The organism is Nocardia sichangensis (assembly GCF_047200615.1).
In the GTDB taxonomy this organism is placed as follows: domain Bacteria; phylum Actinomycetota; class Actinomycetes; order Mycobacteriales; family Mycobacteriaceae; genus Nocardia; species Nocardia sichangensis.
Map to the genome: position 1 here is coordinate 228,743 of NZ_JBJZOK010000002.1, position 19,531 is coordinate 248,273.

General features: G+C 70.3%; 15 protein-coding genes and 2 pseudogenes. 12 read left to right on the top strand and 5 right to left on the bottom strand.

The annotated features are described in order from the left end of the window. Positions 1–40: 40 nt before the first annotated feature. On the bottom strand, positions 41–1,390 hold the full coding sequence (locus tag ACL03I_RS03555) for an aspartate aminotransferase family protein (protein ID WP_397275646.1): 1,350 nt from the start codon (positions 1,388–1,390) through the stop codon (positions 41–43). A 9-nt stretch (positions 1,391–1,399) separates the two neighbouring features. Next, positions 1,400–2,889: pseudogene (locus ACL03I_RS03560) on the bottom strand (CoA-acylating methylmalonate-semialdehyde dehydrogenase). 159 nt (positions 2,890–3,048) lie between these two features. On the opposite strand from ACL03I_RS03560, the gene ACL03I_RS03565 reads away from it, so the two are divergent. Beyond that, positions 3,049–4,644, top strand: coding sequence for a PucR family transcriptional regulator (locus ACL03I_RS03565; RefSeq protein WP_412805136.1), 1,596 nt, complete (start codon positions 3,049–3,051; stop codon positions 4,642–4,644). A gap of 107 nt (positions 4,645–4,751) precedes the next feature. On the opposite strand, the gene yaaA is transcribed toward ACL03I_RS03565, so the two are convergent. Next, complete coding sequence (gene yaaA, locus ACL03I_RS03570) at positions 4,752–5,495, bottom strand: peroxide stress protein YaaA (RefSeq protein WP_356961402.1); 744 nt, start codon at positions 5,493–5,495, stop codon at positions 4,752–4,754. 58 nt (positions 5,496–5,553) lie between these two features. Between yaaA and ACL03I_RS03575 the strand changes: the two genes are divergently transcribed. Then, on the top strand, positions 5,554–7,311 hold the full coding sequence (locus tag ACL03I_RS03575; RefSeq protein WP_355070077.1) for a proline--tRNA ligase: 1,758 nt from the start codon (positions 5,554–5,556) through the stop codon (positions 7,309–7,311). A 187-nt stretch (positions 7,312–7,498) separates the two neighbouring features. Further along, complete coding sequence (locus ACL03I_RS03580; RefSeq protein ID WP_355070079.1) at positions 7,499–9,250, top strand: acyl-CoA dehydrogenase family protein; 1,752 nt, start codon at positions 7,499–7,501, stop codon at positions 9,248–9,250. 102 nt (positions 9,251–9,352) lie between these two features. Here ACL03I_RS03580 and ACL03I_RS03585 read toward each other — a convergent pair whose 3' ends face one another. Together ACL03I_RS03585 and ACL03I_RS03590 are read right to left on the bottom strand one after the other, a co-directional pair. Continuing rightward, entirely contained in the window at positions 9,353–9,787 is a 435-nt protein-coding gene (locus tag ACL03I_RS03585) for a ferritin-like domain-containing protein (protein WP_355070081.1), read from the bottom strand. Continuing rightward, positions 9,784–10,380: a hypothetical protein gene (locus ACL03I_RS03590; protein ID WP_412805137.1), complete on the bottom strand. Its 597-nt coding sequence runs from the start codon at positions 10,378–10,380 to the stop codon at positions 9,784–9,786. Before ACL03I_RS03590 ends, ACL03I_RS03585 begins: the two co-directional genes overlap by 4 nt. A 160-nt stretch (positions 10,381–10,540) precedes the next feature. On the opposite strand from ACL03I_RS03590, the gene rimP reads away from it, so the two are divergent. The 9 genes and pseudogenes from rimP (at position 10,541) to ACL03I_RS03635 (ending at position 19,525) form a co-directional block, all read left to right on the top strand. Next, positions 10,541–11,206, top strand: a complete 666-nt coding sequence (gene rimP, locus ACL03I_RS03595; RefSeq protein WP_355070085.1) for a ribosome maturation factor RimP — start codon at positions 10,541–10,543, stop codon at positions 11,204–11,206. Next, positions 11,203–12,231, top strand: a complete 1,029-nt coding sequence (gene nusA, locus ACL03I_RS03600; RefSeq protein WP_355070087.1) for a transcription termination factor NusA — start codon at positions 11,203–11,205, stop codon at positions 12,229–12,231. The genes rimP and nusA overlap by 4 nt, the downstream gene beginning before the upstream one ends. 122 nt (positions 12,232–12,353) lie before the next feature. Continuing rightward, positions 12,354–12,686 carry a YlxR family protein gene (locus ACL03I_RS03605; RefSeq protein ID WP_355070089.1) on the top strand — a complete coding sequence of 111 codons (333 nt, stop codon included), beginning with the start codon at positions 12,354–12,356 and terminating at the stop codon, positions 12,684–12,686. A gap of 124 nt (positions 12,687–12,810) precedes the next feature. Next, a pseudogene (locus tag ACL03I_RS03610) lies at positions 12,811–12,888 on the top strand (translation initiation factor IF-2 N-terminal domain-containing protein); the annotation flags it as partial. Positions 12,889–12,906: 18 nt separating this feature from the next. Next, positions 12,907–15,816, top strand: a complete 2,910-nt coding sequence (gene infB, locus ACL03I_RS03615) for a translation initiation factor IF-2 (protein ID WP_459561381.1) — start codon at positions 12,907–12,909, stop codon at positions 15,814–15,816. A 74-nt stretch (positions 15,817–15,890) separates the two neighbouring features. Then, the gene (locus ACL03I_RS03620; RefSeq protein WP_067810001.1) at positions 15,891–16,181 is read left to right on the top strand and encodes a DUF503 domain-containing protein; all 291 of its coding nucleotides are present in this window, start codon (positions 15,891–15,893) and stop codon (positions 16,179–16,181) included. A gap of 87 nt (positions 16,182–16,268) precedes the next feature. Then, on the top strand, positions 16,269–16,712 hold the full coding sequence (gene rbfA / locus ACL03I_RS03625; protein ID WP_355070094.1) for a 30S ribosome-binding factor RbfA: 444 nt from the start codon (positions 16,269–16,271) through the stop codon (positions 16,710–16,712). A 13-nt stretch (positions 16,713–16,725) separates the two neighbouring features. Then, positions 16,726–17,727 carry a DHH family phosphoesterase gene (locus tag ACL03I_RS03630; protein WP_412805138.1) on the top strand — a complete coding sequence of 334 codons (1,002 nt, stop codon included), beginning with the start codon at positions 16,726–16,728 and terminating at the stop codon, positions 17,725–17,727. A 472-nt stretch (positions 17,728–18,199) separates the two neighbouring features. Then, on the top strand, positions 18,200–19,525 hold the full coding sequence (locus ACL03I_RS03635) for an MATE family efflux transporter (protein WP_412805203.1): 1,326 nt from the start codon (positions 18,200–18,202) through the stop codon (positions 19,523–19,525). The last annotated feature ends 6 nt before the right edge of the window (positions 19,526–19,531 follow it).

The following is a 19,531-nucleotide window of genomic DNA, read 5'->3' on the forward strand; positions in this document are numbered from 1 at the left end:
ACGGCCCCGCATTCCCGTCGGCCGCGAAAGACGCTGTCACTCAGACGGTGTGCCGGTCCGCCGCCGCCAACGCGTGGTCCAGAATCGCCAGCCCCTCCTTCGCCTCGGTCTCGGTGAGCACGCACGGCGGCACGACGTGCAGCCGGTTGAAGTTCACCAGCGGCAGCAACCCGGCCGCCCGGCATGCCGCGACCAGTTCGGTCATCGCCGGGCTCGAGCCGCCGTACGGTGCCAGCGGCTCGCGGGTTTCCCGGTCGCGGACCAGCTCGACCGCCCAGAACACGCCCAGGCCGCGCACTTCGCCGACGCTGGGATGGCGTTGCGCGAGTTCCCGCAGGCCCGGTCCGAGCACGCGGGCGCCGATGTCGGCGGCGTTCTCCACGATCCACTCCTCGCGCATCGCGGTGATGGTGGCCACCGCCGCGGCCGTGGCCAGCGGATGCCCCGAGTAGGTGAGCCCGCCGGGGTAGGCCCGGTCGGCGAAGGTCGCGGCGATGGCCGGACCGATCGCGACCCCGCCCAGCGGCACGTATCCGGAGTTCACGCCCTTGGCGAAGGTGAGCAGGTCCGGCACGACGCCGTCGAAATGCTCGAGGGCGAACCATTTGCCGGTCCGGCCGAAGCCGCACATCACCTCATCGGCGATGAACACGATCCCGTACGCGTCGCACAGGGCCCGCACGCCGGCCAGGTATCCCGGCGGCGGGACCATGATGCCCGCGGTGCCGGGGACCGTTTCGAGCACGATCGCCGCGATCGTCTCCGGACCCTCGAACGCGATGGTCTGCTCGAGATGTGCGAGCGCGCGCTCGGCTTCCTCGGCCTCGGTGGTCGCGTGGAACTGGCTGCGGTACAAGAACGGTCCGAAGAAATGGACCACGCCGCTGTTGCCGTGGTCGTTGGGCCAGCGCCGCGGGTCGCCGGTCAGGTTGATCGCGGTCTCGGTGCCGCCGTGGTAGGAGCGATAACGCGAGAGCACCTTGTAGCGGCCGGTGTGCAGCCGCGCCATCCGCACCGCGTGCTCGACGGCGTCGGCGCCGCCGTTGGTGAAGAAGATCCGGTCGAGGTCGCCGGGAGTGCGCTCGGCGATGAGCCGCGCCGCCTCCGAACGGGCCTCGTTGACGTGCTGCGGCGCGACGGTGCACAGCTTCGCCGCCTGCTGCTGCACGGCCGCGACGACCTTCGGGTGCTGGTGGCCGATGTTGGTGTTGACCATCTGCGAGGAGAAGTCGAGCAGTCGGTTGCCCTCGCCGTCCCACACGTAGCAACCCGCCGCCGCGGTGATCGTCATGAGGTCCCGATGCGCCTGCGCCGACCAGGAGTGGAAGACGTGCCTGCGATCGAGGTCGTCGGCCCGGTCGACCGACGCCCGGGCCTTGCTTTCTGTCATCGCGTCCGCCTACCTGTTCCGGGGGAAGCCGAGGTTCAGTCCACCGTGGCTGGGATCGAGCCAGCGGGTGGTGACCGCTTTGGTGCGGGTGAAGAACCGCACGCCGTCGGCGCCGTGCGCGTGCGCGTCGCCGAACAGCGAGTTCTTCCAGCCGCCGAAGCTAGTAGGACATCGGAACCGGGATCGACACGTTGATGCCGACCATCCCGACTTCGACCTCGTTGTGGAAGCGCCGCGCCGCGCCGCCGTCGTTGGTGAACAGGGCGGTGCCGTTGCCGTAGGGGTTGGCGTTGATCAGCGCCAGCGCGTCGTCGTAGCTGTCGGCGCGCACCACCGACAGCACGGGTCCGAAGATCTCGTCGGTGTAGACGCTCATGTCGGTGGTGACCCGGTCCAGAATCGTCGGACCGAGCCAGAAGCCGTCGGCCGCGCCGTCCGCTTCGACGCCCCGGCCGTCGAGAACCACGGTGGCTCCGGCGGATTCACCGGCCGCGATGTACTCGGCGACCCGGTCGCGGTGCGCCCGGGTGACCAGCGGGCCCATGTCGGCGCCCCGGGTGCCGTCGCCGGTCTTGATGGTCCCGGCCCGCTCGGCGATCTTGCCGACCAGCGCGTCGCCCGCCCCGCCCACGGCGACCACCACGCTGATCGCCATGCACCGCTCGCCCGCCGAGCCGAACCCGGCGTTCACCGCGGCGTCGGCGGCCAGTTCCAGGTCCGCGTCCGGCAGTACCACCATGTGGTTCTTCGCGCCGCCGAGCGCCTGCACCCGCTTGCCCGCGGCGGTGCCGCGCTGGTAGACGTACCGGGCGATCGGCGTCGAGCCGACGAACGAGACGGCCTTGACGCCCGGGTTGTCCAGCAGTTCGTCGACCGCCACCTTGTCGCCTTGCAGCACGGTGAACACCCCCGCGGGCAGTTCGGCTTCGGCCCACAGCCGCGCCAGCCACAGCGACGGGGACGGGTCCTTCTCGCTCGGTTTGAGCACCACCGTGTTGCCCGCTGCGATGGCGATCGGGAAGAACCACATCGGAACCATCGCGGGAAAGTTGAACGGCGAGATGATCGCGACCGGTCCGAGCGGCTGGCGGATGGAGAAGATGTCGACCTTGGTCGAGGCGTTCTCGGTGTAGCCGCCCTGGAGCAGATGCGGTATGCCGCAGGCGAATTCGACGACTTCCAGGCCGCGGCTCACCTCGCCGACGGCATCGGCGACGACCTTGCCGTGTTCGGCGGTGATCAGCCGGGCCAGCTCCTCCTTGCGTTCGTTCAGCAGCTCACGGAACCGGAACAGGATCTGGGTGCGCCGGGTCAGCGAGGTGTCCCGCCAAGCCGGGAAGGCCTTCGCGGCGGAATCGATGGCCGCGCGGGTATCGGCGACGGTCGCCAGCGCGACCTGTCCCGTCACTTCGCCGGTCGCCGGGGTTGGTCACCGGGGCCGTCGTCTGGCTGGTGCCCGCGAAAGCTTTGCCGTCGAGCCAGTGCGCGATGGTTTGCATGTCTCCTCGATTCGATCGGTGAGCATCGGCGGTGCCGTGGTTCCCGCCTGGACCGGATCGGGGGCGAGAACGCGGCCTGACTACCACTGTCCGGCATACACCCTTCTCGATGTGCCGACGATCAGTAAGGAATTCGGGAGCGAGTATTACGATTCGTCAATGCTCCTCTCCGTCGCCGATGTGCTGGCGATGCCGGTGCTGCGTGCCGGTGAACCGGAGGTCGTCGGCGGGGGATCGCTGGCGCGGCCGGTGCGCTGGGTGCACGTGAGCGAGGTGGCCGACGTGGCGCATCTGCTGGTCGGCGGCGAGCTGATCTTGACCACCGGGCAGCCCATGAGCCACGGCGATGCGGCGACGACGCGGTATCTGACCGCGCTGGCCGGTGCGGGCGTGTCGGGACTGGTGGTCGAACTGGGCGACCACGTGCCCGAGGTGTCGCCCGCTGTCGGGGCGACGGCCGACGCGCTGGGGCTTCCTTTGATCGCGCTGCACCGGGTGACCCGATTCGTGGAGATCACCGAGGCGGTGCACCGGGTGATCGTCGCCGAGCAGTACGCGGAAGTGGAGTTCGCGCGCACCGTGCACGAGACGTTCACGGAGCTGAGTGTGCGTCGCGCCGCGCTGGCCGAGATCGTGCAGACCGCGGCGGCGATGCTCGACGCCTCGGTGGTGCTGGAGGACCTGGCGCACCGGGTGCTCGCCCTGTCCGCGCGCCACGCGTCCGCCTCGGCGGTGCTGGAGAACTGGGAGGCCACCTCCCGCCTGCTGCCGGACGACTGGAACGCGGTGGCCGTCGGCCCGCACCCGCAGCGCTGGGGACGGTTGATCCTGCGCGCCGACGGCGTGCCGACCGCACGGGCGCGCATGGTGCTCGAACGCGCCGCCCAGACGCTGACGTTGCACCGCATGATCGAGCGGGATCGCTTCGGCCTGCACCGCCAGGCGCAGACCGGACTGATCGACGACCTGGTCAACGGCAGACTGGACGAGCGCGACGCCCTCGCGCGCGCCGCCGCGCTCGGGTTGGCTCGCCGTGCCGTCTACGTGCCGCTGGCCGTCGAGGTCGCCGCGGCGGCCGAGTCCGATCCGCTGGCGGGTCAGCGCCGCACGGCGGGCATCGTGGACGCGGTGACGCACGGGCTGGGGCTGGCCAAGGTGACCGCGCTGGTCGCCACCGAGCCGGGCGACCGGGTGTCGTTGATCGTCGCGCTGCCCCGGGCCGGTGATCCGGACGAGGCATTGGCCGCCGCGTGCGCCGCGATGCTCGGCGAGGTCCGGCGCGTCGACGGCGTGCGCGGAGTGGTGATCGGCGCGGGCGCGGTATCCGACACACTGCTGGACACCGCCCACGGCCTCCCGCACGCCGCGCACGTCGCGGAAGTCGCGCTCTCGCTGCGAACTTCGGCGTCTCGGCCGTTCTATCGCAGCGGCGACGTGCGGCTACGCGGACTGCTGTCGCTGATCCGGGCGGAGCCGGGCGTGCAGCGCTTCGCCGAGACCGAGCTGAGCGCGCTGCTGCGCTACGACATCCGCCACGACGCGGATCTGACCCGCACGCTGCGGCAGTTCCTCGATCTCGCGGGCAACAAGACCGAACTCGCCCGCAGGCTCGGAATCAGCCGCCCCACCCTCTACGAACGGCTCGCCCGCATCGCGCGCATCCTCGAAGTCGATCTCGACCACGGCGAGTCCCGCACCTCCCTGCACACCGCGCTGTTGATCCGTGATCTCACGGCGGGCCCGGGTCAGGGGTGATCCCGGTCGCCACGCCGTTGTCGCGCGACCGCGGTTCGCGTGAGACTGGGCCCGAGCCAACCTCGCGGCCGAACTCGCCGCGCTCACCACGGAACAGCCGGACGCGCTCAGGTGATTATCAGAAGTTCGGTGGCAGAGGCGATCTCGGCTCGCAACCCCGCTTTGGCCGCCACCCGTGCGACGCCCCGCACGTCGGCTGGTTCGGCCCTGGTGAGCACGAGGGCACGCGCCAGCAGACCCTTGTGGTGTTTGTTGAAATGACTCACCACCGTGCGCGACCCATCCGGATGCTCGGTGAGGACGTTGGCGGTGATCGCGCCGGGCACCCGCCCCAACTGCTGATAGGTGCCCGAGCGCAGGTCGACGACGAGTTCGCCCGCCGCCTCGGCGTGCAGCGCCGCCGCGAGTTCGTCGCGCCAGACGGCCGAAAGAGTAGGTAGCCCGGGTAGTTTCGAGCCGCCGGACAGACGGTACGCGGGAATCGGGTCACCGGCGCGGACCGCGCCGAACAACGCGGAGCCGATACCGAGCCGGGCATCCGCCTTGGCCCGCTGCGCCTTGGTGAACGAGCGCGCGTCGAGCGCGTCGTAGAGCACGCCGGTGTAGCGCTCCAGCGCGGGCCGCGTCGGCGAGGTGCGCAGCGCGGCGTTGCGGGCGATCTCGCCGTCGGCCCCCTTGCCGAGGCCGAGCGCGTGCCGGGAGCGTTCCGGGTCGGCCGCCAGCCGCACCACTTCCTCGATCAGCCGGGCGCGCACCGCCGTGAGCTGCGGCATCGCCAGCGAGTCCAGGGTGAGCGGCGCCCCGGCGCCGCCGTCGGACTTGGTTTCGGAGGGAGGCAGCAGGACCAGCACGAACGAATACGGTAATGCGCTGGGACCTGCGTCCGGCCAGCGACTACCCTGTGCTTCCGTGATCACCCGCCTCTCCCGCCTGTTCCTGCGCACTCTCCGCGACGATCCCGCCGACGCGGAGGTGCCCAGCCACAAACTCTTGGTCCGTGCCGGCTACGTGCGCCGCGTCGCCCCGGGTGTCTACTCGTGGCTGCCGCTGGGCCTGCGTGTGCTGCGCAAGGTCGAGGACGTGGTGCGCGCGGAGATGGACGCGATCGGGGGGCAGGAGATCTCGCTACCCGCGCTGCTGCCACGCGAACCGTACGAGACCACCAACCGGTGGACCGAATACGGCGACGGCCTGTTCCGGCTGCGCGACCGCAAGGGCGCGGACTACCTGCTCGGGCCCACCCACGAGGAGCTCTTCGCGCTCACCGTGAAGGGCGAGTACAGCTCCTACAAGGACCTGCCGGTCACGCTGTACCAGATCCAGACCAAGTATCGCGACGAGGAGCGCCCGCGGGCGGGCATCCTGCGCGGGCGCGAGTTCGTGATGAAGGACTCCTACTCCTTCGATCTGGACGAGGACGGCCTCAAGGCCAGCTATCACGCGCACCGCCAGGCCTACCAGCGCATCTTCGACCGGCTGCGGGTCAAGTACGTCATCGTGGCCGCCACCTCGGGCGCGATGGGCGGCAGCGCGTCGGAGGAGTTCCTGGCCGACAGCCCGGTCGGCGAGGACACCTACGTGCGCTGCCCGGAATCCGGCTACGCGGCCAACGTGGAGGCGGTGGTCACGCCCGCTCCCGAACCGCTGCCCATCGAAGGACAGCCCGAGGCGGTCGTGCACGACACCCCGGACACTCCCACCATCGCGACGCTGGTGGACTGGGCCAACGGCGCGGGCATCGCCGAGCGCTACGGTCGCCCCGTCACCGCGGCCGACACCTTGAAGAACGTGATGGTCAAATTGCGCCACCCGGACGGGAAGACCGAGATCGTCGGCATCGGCGTCCCCGGTGACCGCGAGGTCGACGACAAGCGCCTCGGCGCCTCGGTCGAACCGGCTGAGGTCGAGCTGCTCACCGAAGCGGACTTCGCCGAGAATCCGTTCCTGGTCAAGGGCTACATCGGCCCGAAGGCGTTGCAGGCCAACGGCATTCGGTACCTGGTCGATCCCCGCGTCGGCACCGGCACCAGCTGGATCACCGGCGCCGACGAGCCGGGCAGGCACGTCGTCGGCCTGGTCGCGGGCCGCGACTTCGTCCCGGACGGCACCATCGAGGCCGCCGAGGTCCGTGACGGCGACCCCTCGCCCGACGGGCGCGGCACCCTGGTGGCGGCGCGCGGCATCGAGATCGGCCACATCTTCCAGCTCGGCAACAAGTACACCGACGCGTTCGAGGTGGACGTGCTCGGTGAGAACGGCAAGCCGGTGCGGCTGACCATGGGGTCCTACGGCATCGGCGTCTCCCGCATGGTCGCGGTGATCGCCGAGCAGCAGCACGACGACAAGGGGCTGCGCTGGCCCGCGGCGGTCGCGCCCTACGACGTGCACGTCGTCATCGCGAACAAGGACGACGCGGCCCGCGCGGGCGCCGAAGAGGTGGTGTCCGGCCTGCACGCGCAGGGCTTGGACGTGCTCTTCGACGATCGCACCGCCTCGCCGGGCGTGAAGTTCAAGGACGCCGAGCTGCTCGGCATGCCGCTGGTGCTGGTGATCGGCCGCGGCTGGGCCGAGGGCAAGGTCGAACTGCGCGACCGCTTCACCGGCGAGACCGAGGAACTGCCCGCCGCCTCCGCGGTGGACGCGGTGGTGGCCAGAGTTCGCGGCTGACTCGTTTCCCCGAACGGCCCCCGGCAGAAAATGCCGGGGGCCGTTCGCTATCGGCACGAAGGCCGCAGGAGAATGCGCACGCGGGAACGGGGACGGTGTCCACCTACGCGACCGTAACCTGAATTCGCTGGTCACAGATCCGCAGACCTCGTCCACGCTGCTGTTACCCGCTGGTAAGTTAACCCGCATGACAAACACCGACGTGCGGTTGTTCAACCCCGCCACCTATGATCCGCAGCAGTTCGACGCCGAGACGCGGCGCCTGCTGCGCGCCACGATCGAGTGGTTCGAGGGGCGGGGCAAGCAGCGTCTGCTCGCCGACGACGCGAATGCGGTGTGGACCGCGGACTTCCTCGACTTCGTGAAGAAGGAGAAGTTGTTCGCCACCTTCCTGACCCCCGCGGCGTACGCCGACGGTGATCCGGACCGCCGCTGGGACGCCGCGCGCAACGCGGCGCTGTCGGAGATCTTCGGCTTCTACGGTCTGGCGTACTGGTACGCCGAGCAGGTGACCATCCTCGGTCTCGGCCCGATCTGGCAGAGCGACAACGAGGCGGCCAAGAAGCGCGCGGCCGCCGACCTGGCCGCGGGTGAGGTGATGGCGTTCGGTCTGTCCGAGCAGACCCACGGCGCCGACATCTACAACACCGACCTGGTGCTGACCCCGACCGAGCCGGGAAGCGCGGACGCCGAAGCCGGAATCCTCTTCCGCGCCAACGGCGAGAAGTACTACATCGGCAACGGCAATGTGGCCAGCATGGTGTCGGTGTTCTCCCGCCGCGCCGACCTCGAAGGCGCCGACGCGTACGTCTGGTTCGCCGCCGACTCCCGGCACGAGAACTATCGCCTGCTCGGCAACGTCGTGCACCAGCAGATGTACGTGAGCACCTTCCGGCTGGAGAACTACCCGGTGCGCGCAGAGGACATCCTGCACACCGGCCCCGAGGCGTTCTCCGCGGCGCTGAACACCGTGAACGTGGGCAAGTTCAATCTGTGCCACGGCGGGATCGGCATGGTCGAGCACTCCTTCTACGAGGCGATCACCCATGCGAACAACCGCGTCCTCTACGGCAACCCGGTCACCGAATTCCCGCACGTGCGGGCGAATTTCGTCGACGCCTACGCGCGCATCATCGCGATGAAGCTGTTCAGCGACCGCGCGATCGACTACTTCCGCGGCGCGAGCCTGGAGGATCGCAGGTACCTGCTGTTCAACCCGATGACGAAGTCCAAGGTGACCTCCGAGGGCGAAACCGTCATGACGCTGCTGCTGGATGTGCTGGCCGCCAAGGGATTCGAGAAGAACACCTACTTCGCCGAGGTGCAACGGCTGATCAGCACGCTGCCCCGGCTCGAGGGCACGGTGCACGTGAACGTCGGGCAGATCCTGAAGTTCATGCCCAACTATCTGTTCGACCCGCAGGACTACCCGGAGATCGGCACCCGGCAGGACGCGGCCGACGACGCGTTCTTCTGGCGCCAGGGCCCGGCGCGGGGCGCGGGCAAGGTGCGCTTCGCCGACTGGGCGCCGATCTACGACAAGCACGCCGACATCCCGAATGTGAGCCGGTTCTACGAGCAGGCGCAGGCGCTGCGCACGCTGCTGACCACGGCGGCACCGGACGCCGCGCAGCAGAAGGACCTGGACTTCATGCTGACCATCGGCCACCTGTTCTCCCTGGTGGTCTACGGCCAGCTGATTCTGGAGCAGGCCGCGATCACCGGCTTGGACCGCGACCTGATCGACCAGATCTTCGACTTCCAGGTCCGCGACTTCAACGGCTACGCCACCGCACTGTACGGCAAGCCGTCGGCCACGCCGGACCAGCAGGGCTGGGCGGCATCCGCGTTGCGGCCGCCGGTCGCCGATCGCCCGCGCTTCGACCGGGTGTGGGCCGAGGTCGCGTCCTACGACGGCGCGTACGAGATGCGGCCGTAGGTCGGTTGTCGAGCGAACGGCGGCCCGGGTCGCCCGCGGCCGCCGTTCGCGTCGTCTCCTTTGCGGCGCATCAGATCTCGGGCAGTCGATCAGGTCGACGGGTCAGGCTTTGCCAGGAAACGCGACCGTGGGCGGATTCGCGCCGAGAATCGACTGCCACGCGGCCAGCCGGACGGCGGCCTCGGTGAGCGCTTCGACACCGGTGCGCCGGATAGCCATGGAGTCACCGCGCTCGACCACCGACCGCCAGGCCACGGCGGTGTCGGACTCGACCGTCACGGCCAGCTTGGCGGCCGAGATCGGATCGGTCACGGCGAACGGCACCGTGTAGGCCGCGTCCGGCGGCGGCGCCGTCGCGCCGCCCAGAGCGAGGGCGTCCACCGTGGTGTCGCGGCGAGCCCGGTGCGCGGCGGTGTGCTCGGCGACCAGCCTGGTGCGCTCGGAGGAGGCGTAGGCGGCGATCACCCCGTAGGCGTACACCGCGCCGTATTCGGCGTTCAGCGCGCCGATGAGCGCTCGGCGTTCGTCCTCGGTCATGCCAGCAACACCCCCGTCTGCACCGCGCAGGCCGCGCTGATCGAAGCGAGCAGACCGGCCCGATAGCCGGTCAGGGCGCGGGCGAGTTCGGCCGCCGATTTCTGGGAGGCGGTGAGCTGCGTGCGCAGCGTCTCGACGCTCGGCGGCGCGGTGGGCGGCACGGCGCTGCCCGAAGCCACGGCCGACGGGCCGGACGCACCGGCGCGGGTGCGGTGCGCCGGTTTGGTGCCGTCGGCGTAGACGCCGATCGCGCGGTCGATCTCGGTGCGCAAGGCGTCGGCGTGGGCGGTGCGCTCGGCCGCGATCGCCGCCAACGCGGCGTGCCGGTCGGGCGCGACGGCGATGGCCGCGGTCGCCGCCGCGGCGTCGGAGCGGGCCGCGACCTCTTGTGCGGCAAGCGGATCCGGCTCGTGGACCACGTCGTCACCGGTGCAGCCGACCAGCGCGCCGAGGGCGAGCACCCCGGCCGTTCCGCCGCCGGCGAGACGTAGCGCGCTGCGACGATCCAGGGCGGCGCGGCGGGGCTCGTGCCGGTCGGAGGGCATGCCGGTAGTGCGCCCGGCACGCGGCGGGGCGGGAAGGCGGATGGGCACGGCACTATCGTGCCAGACTCGCGGGGCGTCGCCGGACGAGCATCGGCCGTGGCGTGCGGACTCCGAGACCGCTGGTCCTTTACACTCTCGTGGCGCGTTACGCTAGACCTTCGGTAGAGAAATTTCCCGCCGCGTCACAACTGAACCAGGAGCCGCCCACATGCCGATGCCGACCGAGGAAAGGGTGAGCCAGCTAGTAGCTGGTCTCGTCGAACGCCGAGGATTCGATCTCGAGGGCGTCGAGATCTCGACGGCGGGCACGCGCGTGGACGCGCAGGCTCGGGTGCAGGTGACCGTGGACCGCGACACCTCCGATCTGGACTCCCTGGCGACTCTGAGTACGGAGCTGTCGGCGCTGCTGGACGACGCGGGGGAGTTCGGCGAGACGCCCTACCTGCTGGAAGTCACGACCCCCGGGATCGACCGCCCGTTGACCGCCGACCGGCACTGGCGTCGGGCGCGCGGGCGGAAGGTGCGCGTGCGACTACGCGAAGGCGCACAGCCGCCGGAGGGGTCGGCGACCTTCGAGGCCAGGGTCGGCGCGCTCACCGGTGATTCGGTGGCGCTGGTGCTCGGCGGCAAACGCGACCCGCACCGGGTGACGGTCCCGCTCGCCGACATCGCCACGGCCGTAGTCCAAGTCGAGTTCTCCCCGCCGAGTGCTCGAGAGCTGGAACTCACGGGCGGAGTCGTTCCGGGGCGGCCCGCTCCGGGTGCGGACGACGCGGTGGCGGTCGAGGACGCCGCGCAGCTCCGAGGAACACCGAATGCACTGTCCGAATCCGTAACAGCGTCCGATTCGCCGACCGAAGGGATCGTGGAATGAACATCGAAATCGAAGCCCTGCGCGCGATCGTCGCCGACAAGGGGATCTCGATCGAGACCGTGATCTCCGCGATCGAGTCGGCGCTGCTCACCGCGTACCGCCACACCGAGGGCCACCAGCCCAACGCGCGCATCGACATCAACCAGAGGACCGGCGTGGTCCGGGTGATGGCGCGCGAGGTGGACGCCGACGGCAACGTGATCTCCGAATGGGACGACACCCCGGAGGGGTTCGGCCGGATCGCGGCGACCACCGCCAGGCAGGTCGTACTGCAGCGGCTGCGCGACGCGGAGAACGAGAAGTCCTTCGGCGAGTTCTCCACCCACGAGGGCGACATCGTCGGCGGTGTGGTGCAGCGCGACGCGCGCGCCAACGCCCGCGGCACCATCGTGGTGCGCATCGGCAGCGAACTGCACGGCGCGGAGGGCTTGATCCCGCCCGCCGAGCAGGTGCCCGGCGAGACCTACGAGCACGGCGACCGGATCAAGTGCTACGTCGTCGGGGTCTCCCGTGGGCCGCGTGGACCGCAGATCACGCTGTCGCGCACCCACCCGAATCTGGTGCGGCGCCTGTTCGCGCTGGAGGTGCCGGAGATCGCCGACGGCTCGGTGGAGATCGTCGCCGTGGCGCGCGAGGCGGGGCACCGATCCAAGATCGCCGTGCGCACCACGGTGCCCGGCGTCAACGCCAAGGGCGCCTGTATCGGGCCCATGGGACAGCGCGTGCGCAACGTGATGAGCGAACTGGCCGGCGAGAAGATCGACATCATCGACTACGCCGACGATCCGGCGACCTTCGTCGGCAATGCGCTCTCTCCGTCGAAAGTGGTTTCGGTCACTATCGTCGACCCGGAGGCAAGGGCGGCCCGCGTAGTGGTCCCCGATTTCCAGCTTTCCCTGGCGATCGGCAAGGAGGGACAGAACGCCCGCCTGGCCGCGCGGCTGACCGGCTGGCGCATCGATATCCGCAGCGACGCCGCGCCCGACATGGGCGGATCCGTTCGGACGGAGGCGCATCGCAGTTGACCGGAGCCCGCCCGCGGAGTGCTCGGGATGACAGGTTCGTAACTTCCGCGGGGGAGGGGTTCGGCGTTCCGAGCGTGGCAGCGGTAGAGTGGTCCAAGGTTCAGTCCGAGTCTTCGGTTTCCATGCCCGACCGCACCACCGAGCAGCACCAGGCGCCCCGGCGCCGAGCGGCTCCGGTACGGACGTGTATCGGGTGCCGGAAGCGCGAGCTGGCCGTCGATCTGTTGCGGATCGTGGCTCGGGACCGTGAGACCGGAGACGGCTCCCACGTCATCGAGATCGTTCCCGATCCGCGGCGCAGACTTCCCGGACGGGGTGCCTGGCTGCACCCCCTTTCGGCTTGTCTGCGCGCGGCAGAGCGGCGCCGAGCGATCGGCAGAGCACTACGAGTGTCCGGACATCTGGATATCTCAGCCCTGGAGCATTACCTCGAGAACAGGCACGAGCACTCATGAGCACACCGTGAAGTACCAACGATGAACGTCCATCGGAGATAACCCGAGGTCGTGCGGGCCGCCGTCCCCAACGGTGGCGCTGCTCGGCCTCTCAGTGAGGAGAGCAGTGGCAGGCAAGGCCCGCGTGCACGAGTTGGCAAAAGAACTCGGTGTCACGAGCAAGGAACTACTCGCAACGCTCAAGGAGCAGGGCGAGTTCGTGAAGTCGGCGTCCTCGACGGTGGAAGCTCCCGTCGCCCGCCGGCTGCGTGAGTCGTTCGCGGCGAAATCCGCCCCGTCCAACGGCAACAAGCCGGGTGCACGCCCCGGACCGTCCGGTCGTCCGGCCCCCAAGCCCGCGGGCGGAGGCCCGCGTCCAGGTCCCCGTCCGTCGGCGCCCACTCCGGCGCCCACCGCGCAGGAGACCGCGGCCCCGGCCGCGCGTACCGGTGAATCCCCGGCCGTGAAGCCGGGCCCCGCCGCGCGTCCCGGACCGTCCCCGGCGCCCAAGCCCGCCGCCCGGGAATCGATCAACCCGCAGGCCGCCGCGGCTTCGGGCGCGAGCGCGAGTTCCGCGCCCGCCCCGGCCGGTCCGCGTCCGACGCCGGGCGGCGCGCGCCCCGGGCAGCAGCAGCGTCCCGGCGGCCCCGGCCAGGGTGGACATCGCCCGGGTGGCGCGGCTCCCGGCCCGCGTCCTGGGCCGAAGACCCCGCGTGTCGGTAACAACCCCTATTCCTCGGCTCCCGAGCGTCCCGCGCCGCGTCCGGCCCCCGGTCAGGGTGGTCCGCGTCCCGGTCCGTCCCAGGGTGGTCCGCGTCCCGGCCCCGCTCAGGGTGGTCCGCGTCCCGGTCCGTCCCAGGGTGGTCCGCGTCCCGGCCCCGCTCAGGGTGGCCCGCGTCCGGCGCCCGGCCCTGGTGGTCCGCGTCCCGGCGGCCCGCGGCCGAGCCCCGGCTCGATGCCGCCTCGTCCGAATCCCGGCGCGATGCCGTCGCGTGCGGCGCGTCCCGGCGGCGCCGGAGGCCCCGGTGCGGGTCGTCCCGGTCGTCCCGGTGGCGCCGGTGCCGGTCGTCCCGGTGGCGGCGGTGGCGGTGGCTACCGCGGTGGCGGTGGCGGCGCTCCCGGTGCGGGTGCGGGTGCGCCCGGTGCCGGTGGTGCGGCCGGTGGCTTCCGCGGTCGTCCCGGTGGCGGCGGTGGCGGCGGCGGTCGTCCTGGCGGTCCCGGTGGCCGCGGTGGTGCGGCAGGCGCGTTCGGCCGTCCCGGTGGCGCGCCCCGGCGTGGCCGCAAGTCGAAGCGGCAGAAGCGGCAAGAGTACGACTCGATGCAGGCGCCCGCCGTCGGCGGCGTGCGGCTGCCGCGCGGCAACGGCGAGATCATCCGGCTCGCTCGCGGCGCGTCGCTGTCGGACTTCGCCGAGAAGATCGATGCGAACCCGGCCGCGCTGGTGCAGGCCCTGTTCAACCTCGGTGAGATGGTCACCGCGACCCAGTCGGTGAACGACGAGACCCTCGAGCTGCTGGGCAGCGAGATGAACTACGTCGTCCACGTGGTCAGCCCCGAGGACGAGGACCGCGAGCTGCTGGAGTCGTTCGACCTCACCTACGGCGAGGACGAGGGCGGCGAGGAAGACCTCGAACAGCGTCCGCCGGTGGTGACCGTCATGGGTCACGTCGACCACGGTAAGACCCGCTTGCTGGACACCATCCGCAAGGCGAACGTCCGCGAGGGCGAGGCAGGCGGCATCACCCAGCACATCGGCGCCTACCAGGTGCTCACCCACCTCGGCGACGAGGACCGGCTGATCACCTTCATCGACACCCCGGGTCACGAGGCGTTCACCGCCATGCGCGCCCGTGGTGCGAAGGCCACCGACATCGCGATCCTGGTGGTCGCCGCCGACGACGGCGTCATGCCGCAGACGGTGGAGGCGATCAACCACGCGCAAGCGGCCGACGTGCCGATCGTCGTGGCGGTCAACAAGATCGACAAGGAAGGCGCCAACCCGCAGAAGGTGCGTCAGCAGCTCACCGAGTACGGCCTGGTCGCCGAGGAATACGGCGGCGAGACCATGTTCGTCGACATCTCCGCCAGGCAGAACATCAACATCGATGCGCTGCTCGAGGCGGTCCTGCTGACCGCGGACGCGGCGCTGGACCTGCGGGCCAACCCGGACATGGACGCGCAGGGTGTGGCCATCGAGGCGCACCTCGACCGTGGCCGCGGCCCGGTGGCGACCGTGCTCATCCAGCGCGGCACCCTGCGGGTCGGCGACTCGATCGTGGCGGGAGACGCCTACGGCCGGGTGCGCCGGATGGTCGACGAGCACGGCGACGACGTCGAGGCGGCGCTGCCGTCGCGGCCGGTTCAGGTCATCGGCTTCACGTCGGTGCCCGGCGCGGGTGACAACCTGCTCGTGGTCGACGAGGACCGGATCGCCCGGCAGATCGCCGATCGGCGCAACGCGCGCAAGCGCAATGCGCTGGCCGCACGCAGCCGCAAGCGGATCAGCCTGGAAGATCTGGATGCCGCGCTGAAGGAAACCAGCGAGCTGAACCTGATCCTCAAGGGCGACAACTCGGGTACGGTCGAGGCCCTCGAAGAGGCGCTGCTCGGGATTCAGGTGGGCGACGAGGTGCGGCTGCGGGTGATCGACCGCGGCGTCGGTGGCGTCACCGAGACCAACGTCAACCTCGCTTCGGCGTCGAACGCGATCATCATCGGATTCAACGTCCGCGCCGAGGGCAAAGCGACCGAGCTGGCCAACCGTGAGGGCGTCGACATCCGGTACTACTCGGTGATCTACCAGGCCATCGACGAGATCGAGAAGGCCCTCAAGGGCATGCTCAAGCCGATCTACGAAGAGGTCGAGCTGGGGCGGGCCGAGATCAGGGCGATCTTCCGTTCGTCGAAGATCGGCAACATCGCCGGTTGCATGGTCACGTCGGGCTCGGTCAAGCGCAACGCCAAGGCGCGCCTGCTCCGGGACAACGTGGTGATCGCCGAGACGATGTCGATCTCGTCGCTGCGCCGGGAGAAGGACGACGTCACCGAGGTCCGCGAGGGCTTCGAATGCGGTATGACGGTCACCTACTCCGACATCAAGGAAGGCGACATCATCGAGGCCTACGAACTGCGCGAGAAGCCGCGCGACTGATAGACCGAGACGAGTCCGGGCGCCGCGCGAAGTGCGCGGCGCCCGGCGGGTCTTCCTGACTGGGGAGGGTGTGGGTGTACCTGGGTGCACTGGAGTTCGACCTGCTGCTCGGCGATGTGCATTCACTGAAACAGAAGCGCTCGGTGATCCGGCCTATCCTGGCCGAATTGCAGCGTTTCGGTGTGAGTGCCGCCGAAGGCGGGGAACACGATCTATACCGTCGTTCGCTGCTGGGCGTGGCCATGGTCAGTGCGGGCATGGATCATCTGACCGAGGTGCTGGACAAATGTGAACGGCACGTCGCGGCCCGTCCGGAGTTACAGTTGCTGGCGGTGCGCCGCCGAATCTTCGGGCCCGAGGACTGACCGCGGCGCAGCGACGGAACTCGGGTGGCGGCCGCGAGCACGCTCCGACCGCCATCGAACAGAGTTGATAGTGAGGAGGAAACGGCCATGGTGGATCAAGCCAGGGCACGCCGACTCGCCAAGCGGATCTCCTCGATCGTCGCGACCGCGATCGAATACGAGGTGAAGGACCCGCGGCTGCGTTTCGTGACCGTGACCGACGCCAAGGTCACCGGCGATCTCCGGGAGGCGACGGTGTACTACACCGTGATGGGTGAAACCCTCGACGCCGAACCGGATTACGACGGTGCGGCGGCCGGACTGGAGAAGGCCAAGGGAGTTCTGCGCTCCAAGGTGGGCGCGGGAACCGGGGTGAAGTTCACCCCGACGCTGGCATTCGTACTGGACACCGTGCCCGACGCGGCACGGCAGATGGAGGAACTGCTCGCCAGGGCGCGGGCCGCGGACGACGAGGTCGCCAAGGTGGCCGCCACCGCCAGGCCCGCGGGCGACGCCGACCCATACAAGATCGAACGCGACGCCGACGAGTGACATGCGGTAGTCGATGACGACGATGCGAGAAACGGCCGGCTTGGACACGGCCGTGGCGGCGCTCGACGCCGCGCGCTCGGTGACCATCGTCTGCCATGTGCAGCCCGATGCGGACACCATAGGAAGTGGTCTGGCGCTGGCGCTGGTGCTGCACCGGCGCGGCGTCCCGGTGCAGGTGTCGTTCGCCGAGCCGGCGGAATTGCCCGTATCGATGCGGTCGCTGCCCGGCGTAAGGCACCTGGTGGCGCCCGCCGCAGTGCGCGCCGAGGTCGACCTGCTGGTCGCGGTCGACTGCGGCAGCGCGGGCAGGCTCGGTGCGCTCGCCGACCGATTGTCCGATGCCGCAACGACACTGGTGATCGATCACCATCGGTCGAACACGCGGTTCGGAGCGATCAACGTGGTCGATCCCGCCGCGGAGTCCACCACGAGCCTGATCGCGCGACTGCTCGACGCGTGGGGTGTGCCGATCGATGCGGACGTGGCGCATTGCCTGTATGCCGGTCTGGTCACCGACACGGGCTCGTTCCGGTGGGTGCGGCCGGGTACCCACGAACTGGCGGAGCGGCTGCTGGCCACCGGAATCGACGGCGCGCATATCGCCCGCACCTTGATGGACACGCACCCGTTCGGATGGCTGCCCATGTTGGCGCGGGTGCTCGGGACGGCGCAGCTCGTCCCGGAGGCGCGCGGCGGCGTCGGATTGGTGTACGCGTTCGTGCGGCGCGACGACATCGACGACGTGCGTTCGGAGGAAGTCGAGAGCGTCATAGATATCGTGCGCACGACCGCCGAAGCGGGAATCGCCGCGGTGTTCAAGCAATCTCGTGTGGTGCCGGATCGGTGGACGGTATCGCTGCGCTCACGGGACAGCGGAGCGTGTGCGGGCGACGGGGTGGACGTCGCAGAGGTGGCCACGACACTGGGTGGTGGTGGGCATCGCTTCGCGGCCGGGTACACCGCACACGGCGCGCCCGAGGACCTGATCGGCGCGCTGCTGACCGCGCTCGGATGATCGTGTTCGATCATCGGCGAATGCCGGGTCGGCTCTCACCAAAACGTCCCGGTCCGTCGGGTTTTCGAGTGCTGAGGCCGAATTCGTCGTCCGGACGGGTCGACGGATCGACCGGGGCGGTGTGCGGATGCGGCGCACTCTCGGCGTGTGCGGGGCGCCCCGCGTTCGTGCCCGGTGCCCTGCGGGCGTTTGCCTGTCGAGTGGCGCTGGAAGTCGAGCCGGTTCGCCCGCCTCGCCATCCGAGCCTGGTTCGGCGTCGTGCCACACATCCGGAATCACCGGTGATGCGACCCTCTCCGCGACCGGAGCCGGACGCCGCCGAGTTTGTCGGTGGGCCGTGCCAAGGTGGGAGCCGGATCGCAACGACGGTGGTCTCGAAGGACGACATGCGGGGGAGGTGTTCGTGAGCGCGCAGGGTTGTAGTGGGGCGGATATCGGTGACCCGGTCCTGCGCGCGAGCGAGCCGGAAACTATCGACCGGGCCGCCGCCGCCGGGCCCAAACGCATTCTCGGCCTCGCGGTGCCCACCCTCGGTGTACTGGTCGCCGAACCGATCTACCTGTTGTTCGACTTGGCCGTGGTCGGCAGGCTCGGCGCGCTCGCGCTGGCCGGGCTCGCCGTGGGCGGGTTGATCCTCGCGCAGACGAGTTCGCAGCTGACCTTCCTGTCCTATGGCACCACCGCGCGCTCGGCGCGCCGTCACGGCGCGGGCGACCATCAAGGAGCCGTCGCCGAGGGCGTGCAGGCCACGTGGATCGCGGTGGCCGTCGGCGTCGCGATCCTGCTGCTGGTCCAAGCGTTCGCCGTGCCGGTGACCAGCGCCATCGCGGGCGGTGGTGACATCGCGGCGCAGGCGCTGGACTGGGTGCGGATCGCGCTGTTCGGCGTGCCGCTGATCCTGATCTCCATGGCGGGGAACGGGTGGCTGCGTGGCGTCCAGGAGACGCGCAGGCCGTTGGTCTACGTCGTCGCCGGACTCGGGGTGTCGGCGGTGCTCTGCCCGGCGCTGGTGCACGGACTGTTCGGCGCACCGCGCCTGGGTCTGCCGGGCTCGGCCGCGGCGAACGTGGCGGGTCAGATCGTCACCGCGGTCCTGTTCCTGAACGCGCTGATCCGCGAGGAGGTTTCCCTCGCCCCGCATTGGTCGGTGATGCGTGCCCAGCTCGTCCTCGGACGCGACCTGATCGTCCGCAGTTTCGCCTTCCAGGCGTGCTTCGTCTCGGCGGCTGCCGTCGCCGCGCGTTTCGGCGCCGCGTCGGTAGCGGCCCACCAGTTGGTGCTGCAACTGTGGAACTTCCTGGCGCTCGCCTTGGACGCGCTGGCCATCGCCGCGCAGACGCTCACGGGCGCGGCTCTGGGCGCGGGTGATGCCACCGGCGCCCGAGGGATCGCCCGGCGCGTGACCCGCTGGTCGGAGATCTTCAGCCTGGGGCTCGCCGCCTGCTTCGCGGCGGGGGCGGTGGCGATCCCCGCGCTGTTCACCGATGACCCGGACGTGCTGGAGCGCGCGCACGTGGTGTGGTGGTTCTTCGTCGCGCTCATTCCGGTGGCGGGCATCGTCTTCGCGCTCGACGGCATCCTGCTCGGAGCCGGTGACGCGGCCTACCTGCGCACCACCACGCTCGGAGCGGCCCTGCTCGGCTTCCTGCCCGCTATCTGGTTGTCGCTGGCCTTCGACTGGGGCGTCGCCGGAATCTGGTCCGGCCTCGCCGCGTTCATGCTGTTGCGGCTGATCGCCGTCGCGGGGCGGGCGCTGTCGGGCCGCTGGGCCCTGGTCGGCGCCGAAGTACCGAGGTGAGCGACA

Coding starts and splice junctions, on each gene's coding strand:
- ACL03I_RS03605 (WP_355070089.1), top strand. CDS start 12,354: ATGCCCGACCGCACCACCGAGCAGCACCAGGCGCCCCGGCGCCGAGCG.
- nusA (WP_355070087.1), top strand. CDS start 11,203: ATGAACATCGAAATCGAAGCCCTGCGCGCGATCGTCGCCGACAAGGGG.
- ACL03I_RS03555 (WP_397275646.1), bottom strand. CDS start 1,390: ATGACAGAAAGCAAGGCCCGGGCGTCGGTCGACCGGGCCGACGACCTC.
- ACL03I_RS03585 (WP_355070081.1), bottom strand. CDS start 9,787: ATGACCGAGGACGAACGCCGAGCGCTCATCGGCGCGCTGAACGCCGAA.
- rbfA (WP_355070094.1), top strand. CDS start 16,269: ATGGTGGATCAAGCCAGGGCACGCCGACTCGCCAAGCGGATCTCCTCG.
- ACL03I_RS03630 (WP_412805138.1), top strand. CDS start 16,726: ATGACGACGATGCGAGAAACGGCCGGCTTGGACACGGCCGTGGCGGCG.
- rimP (WP_355070085.1), top strand. CDS start 10,541: ATGCCGATGCCGACCGAGGAAAGGGTGAGCCAGCTAGTAGCTGGTCTC.
- ACL03I_RS03565 (WP_412805136.1), top strand. CDS start 3,049: ATGCTCCTCTCCGTCGCCGATGTGCTGGCGATGCCGGTGCTGCGTGCC.
- ACL03I_RS03580 (WP_355070079.1), top strand. CDS start 7,499: ATGACAAACACCGACGTGCGGTTGTTCAACCCCGCCACCTATGATCCG.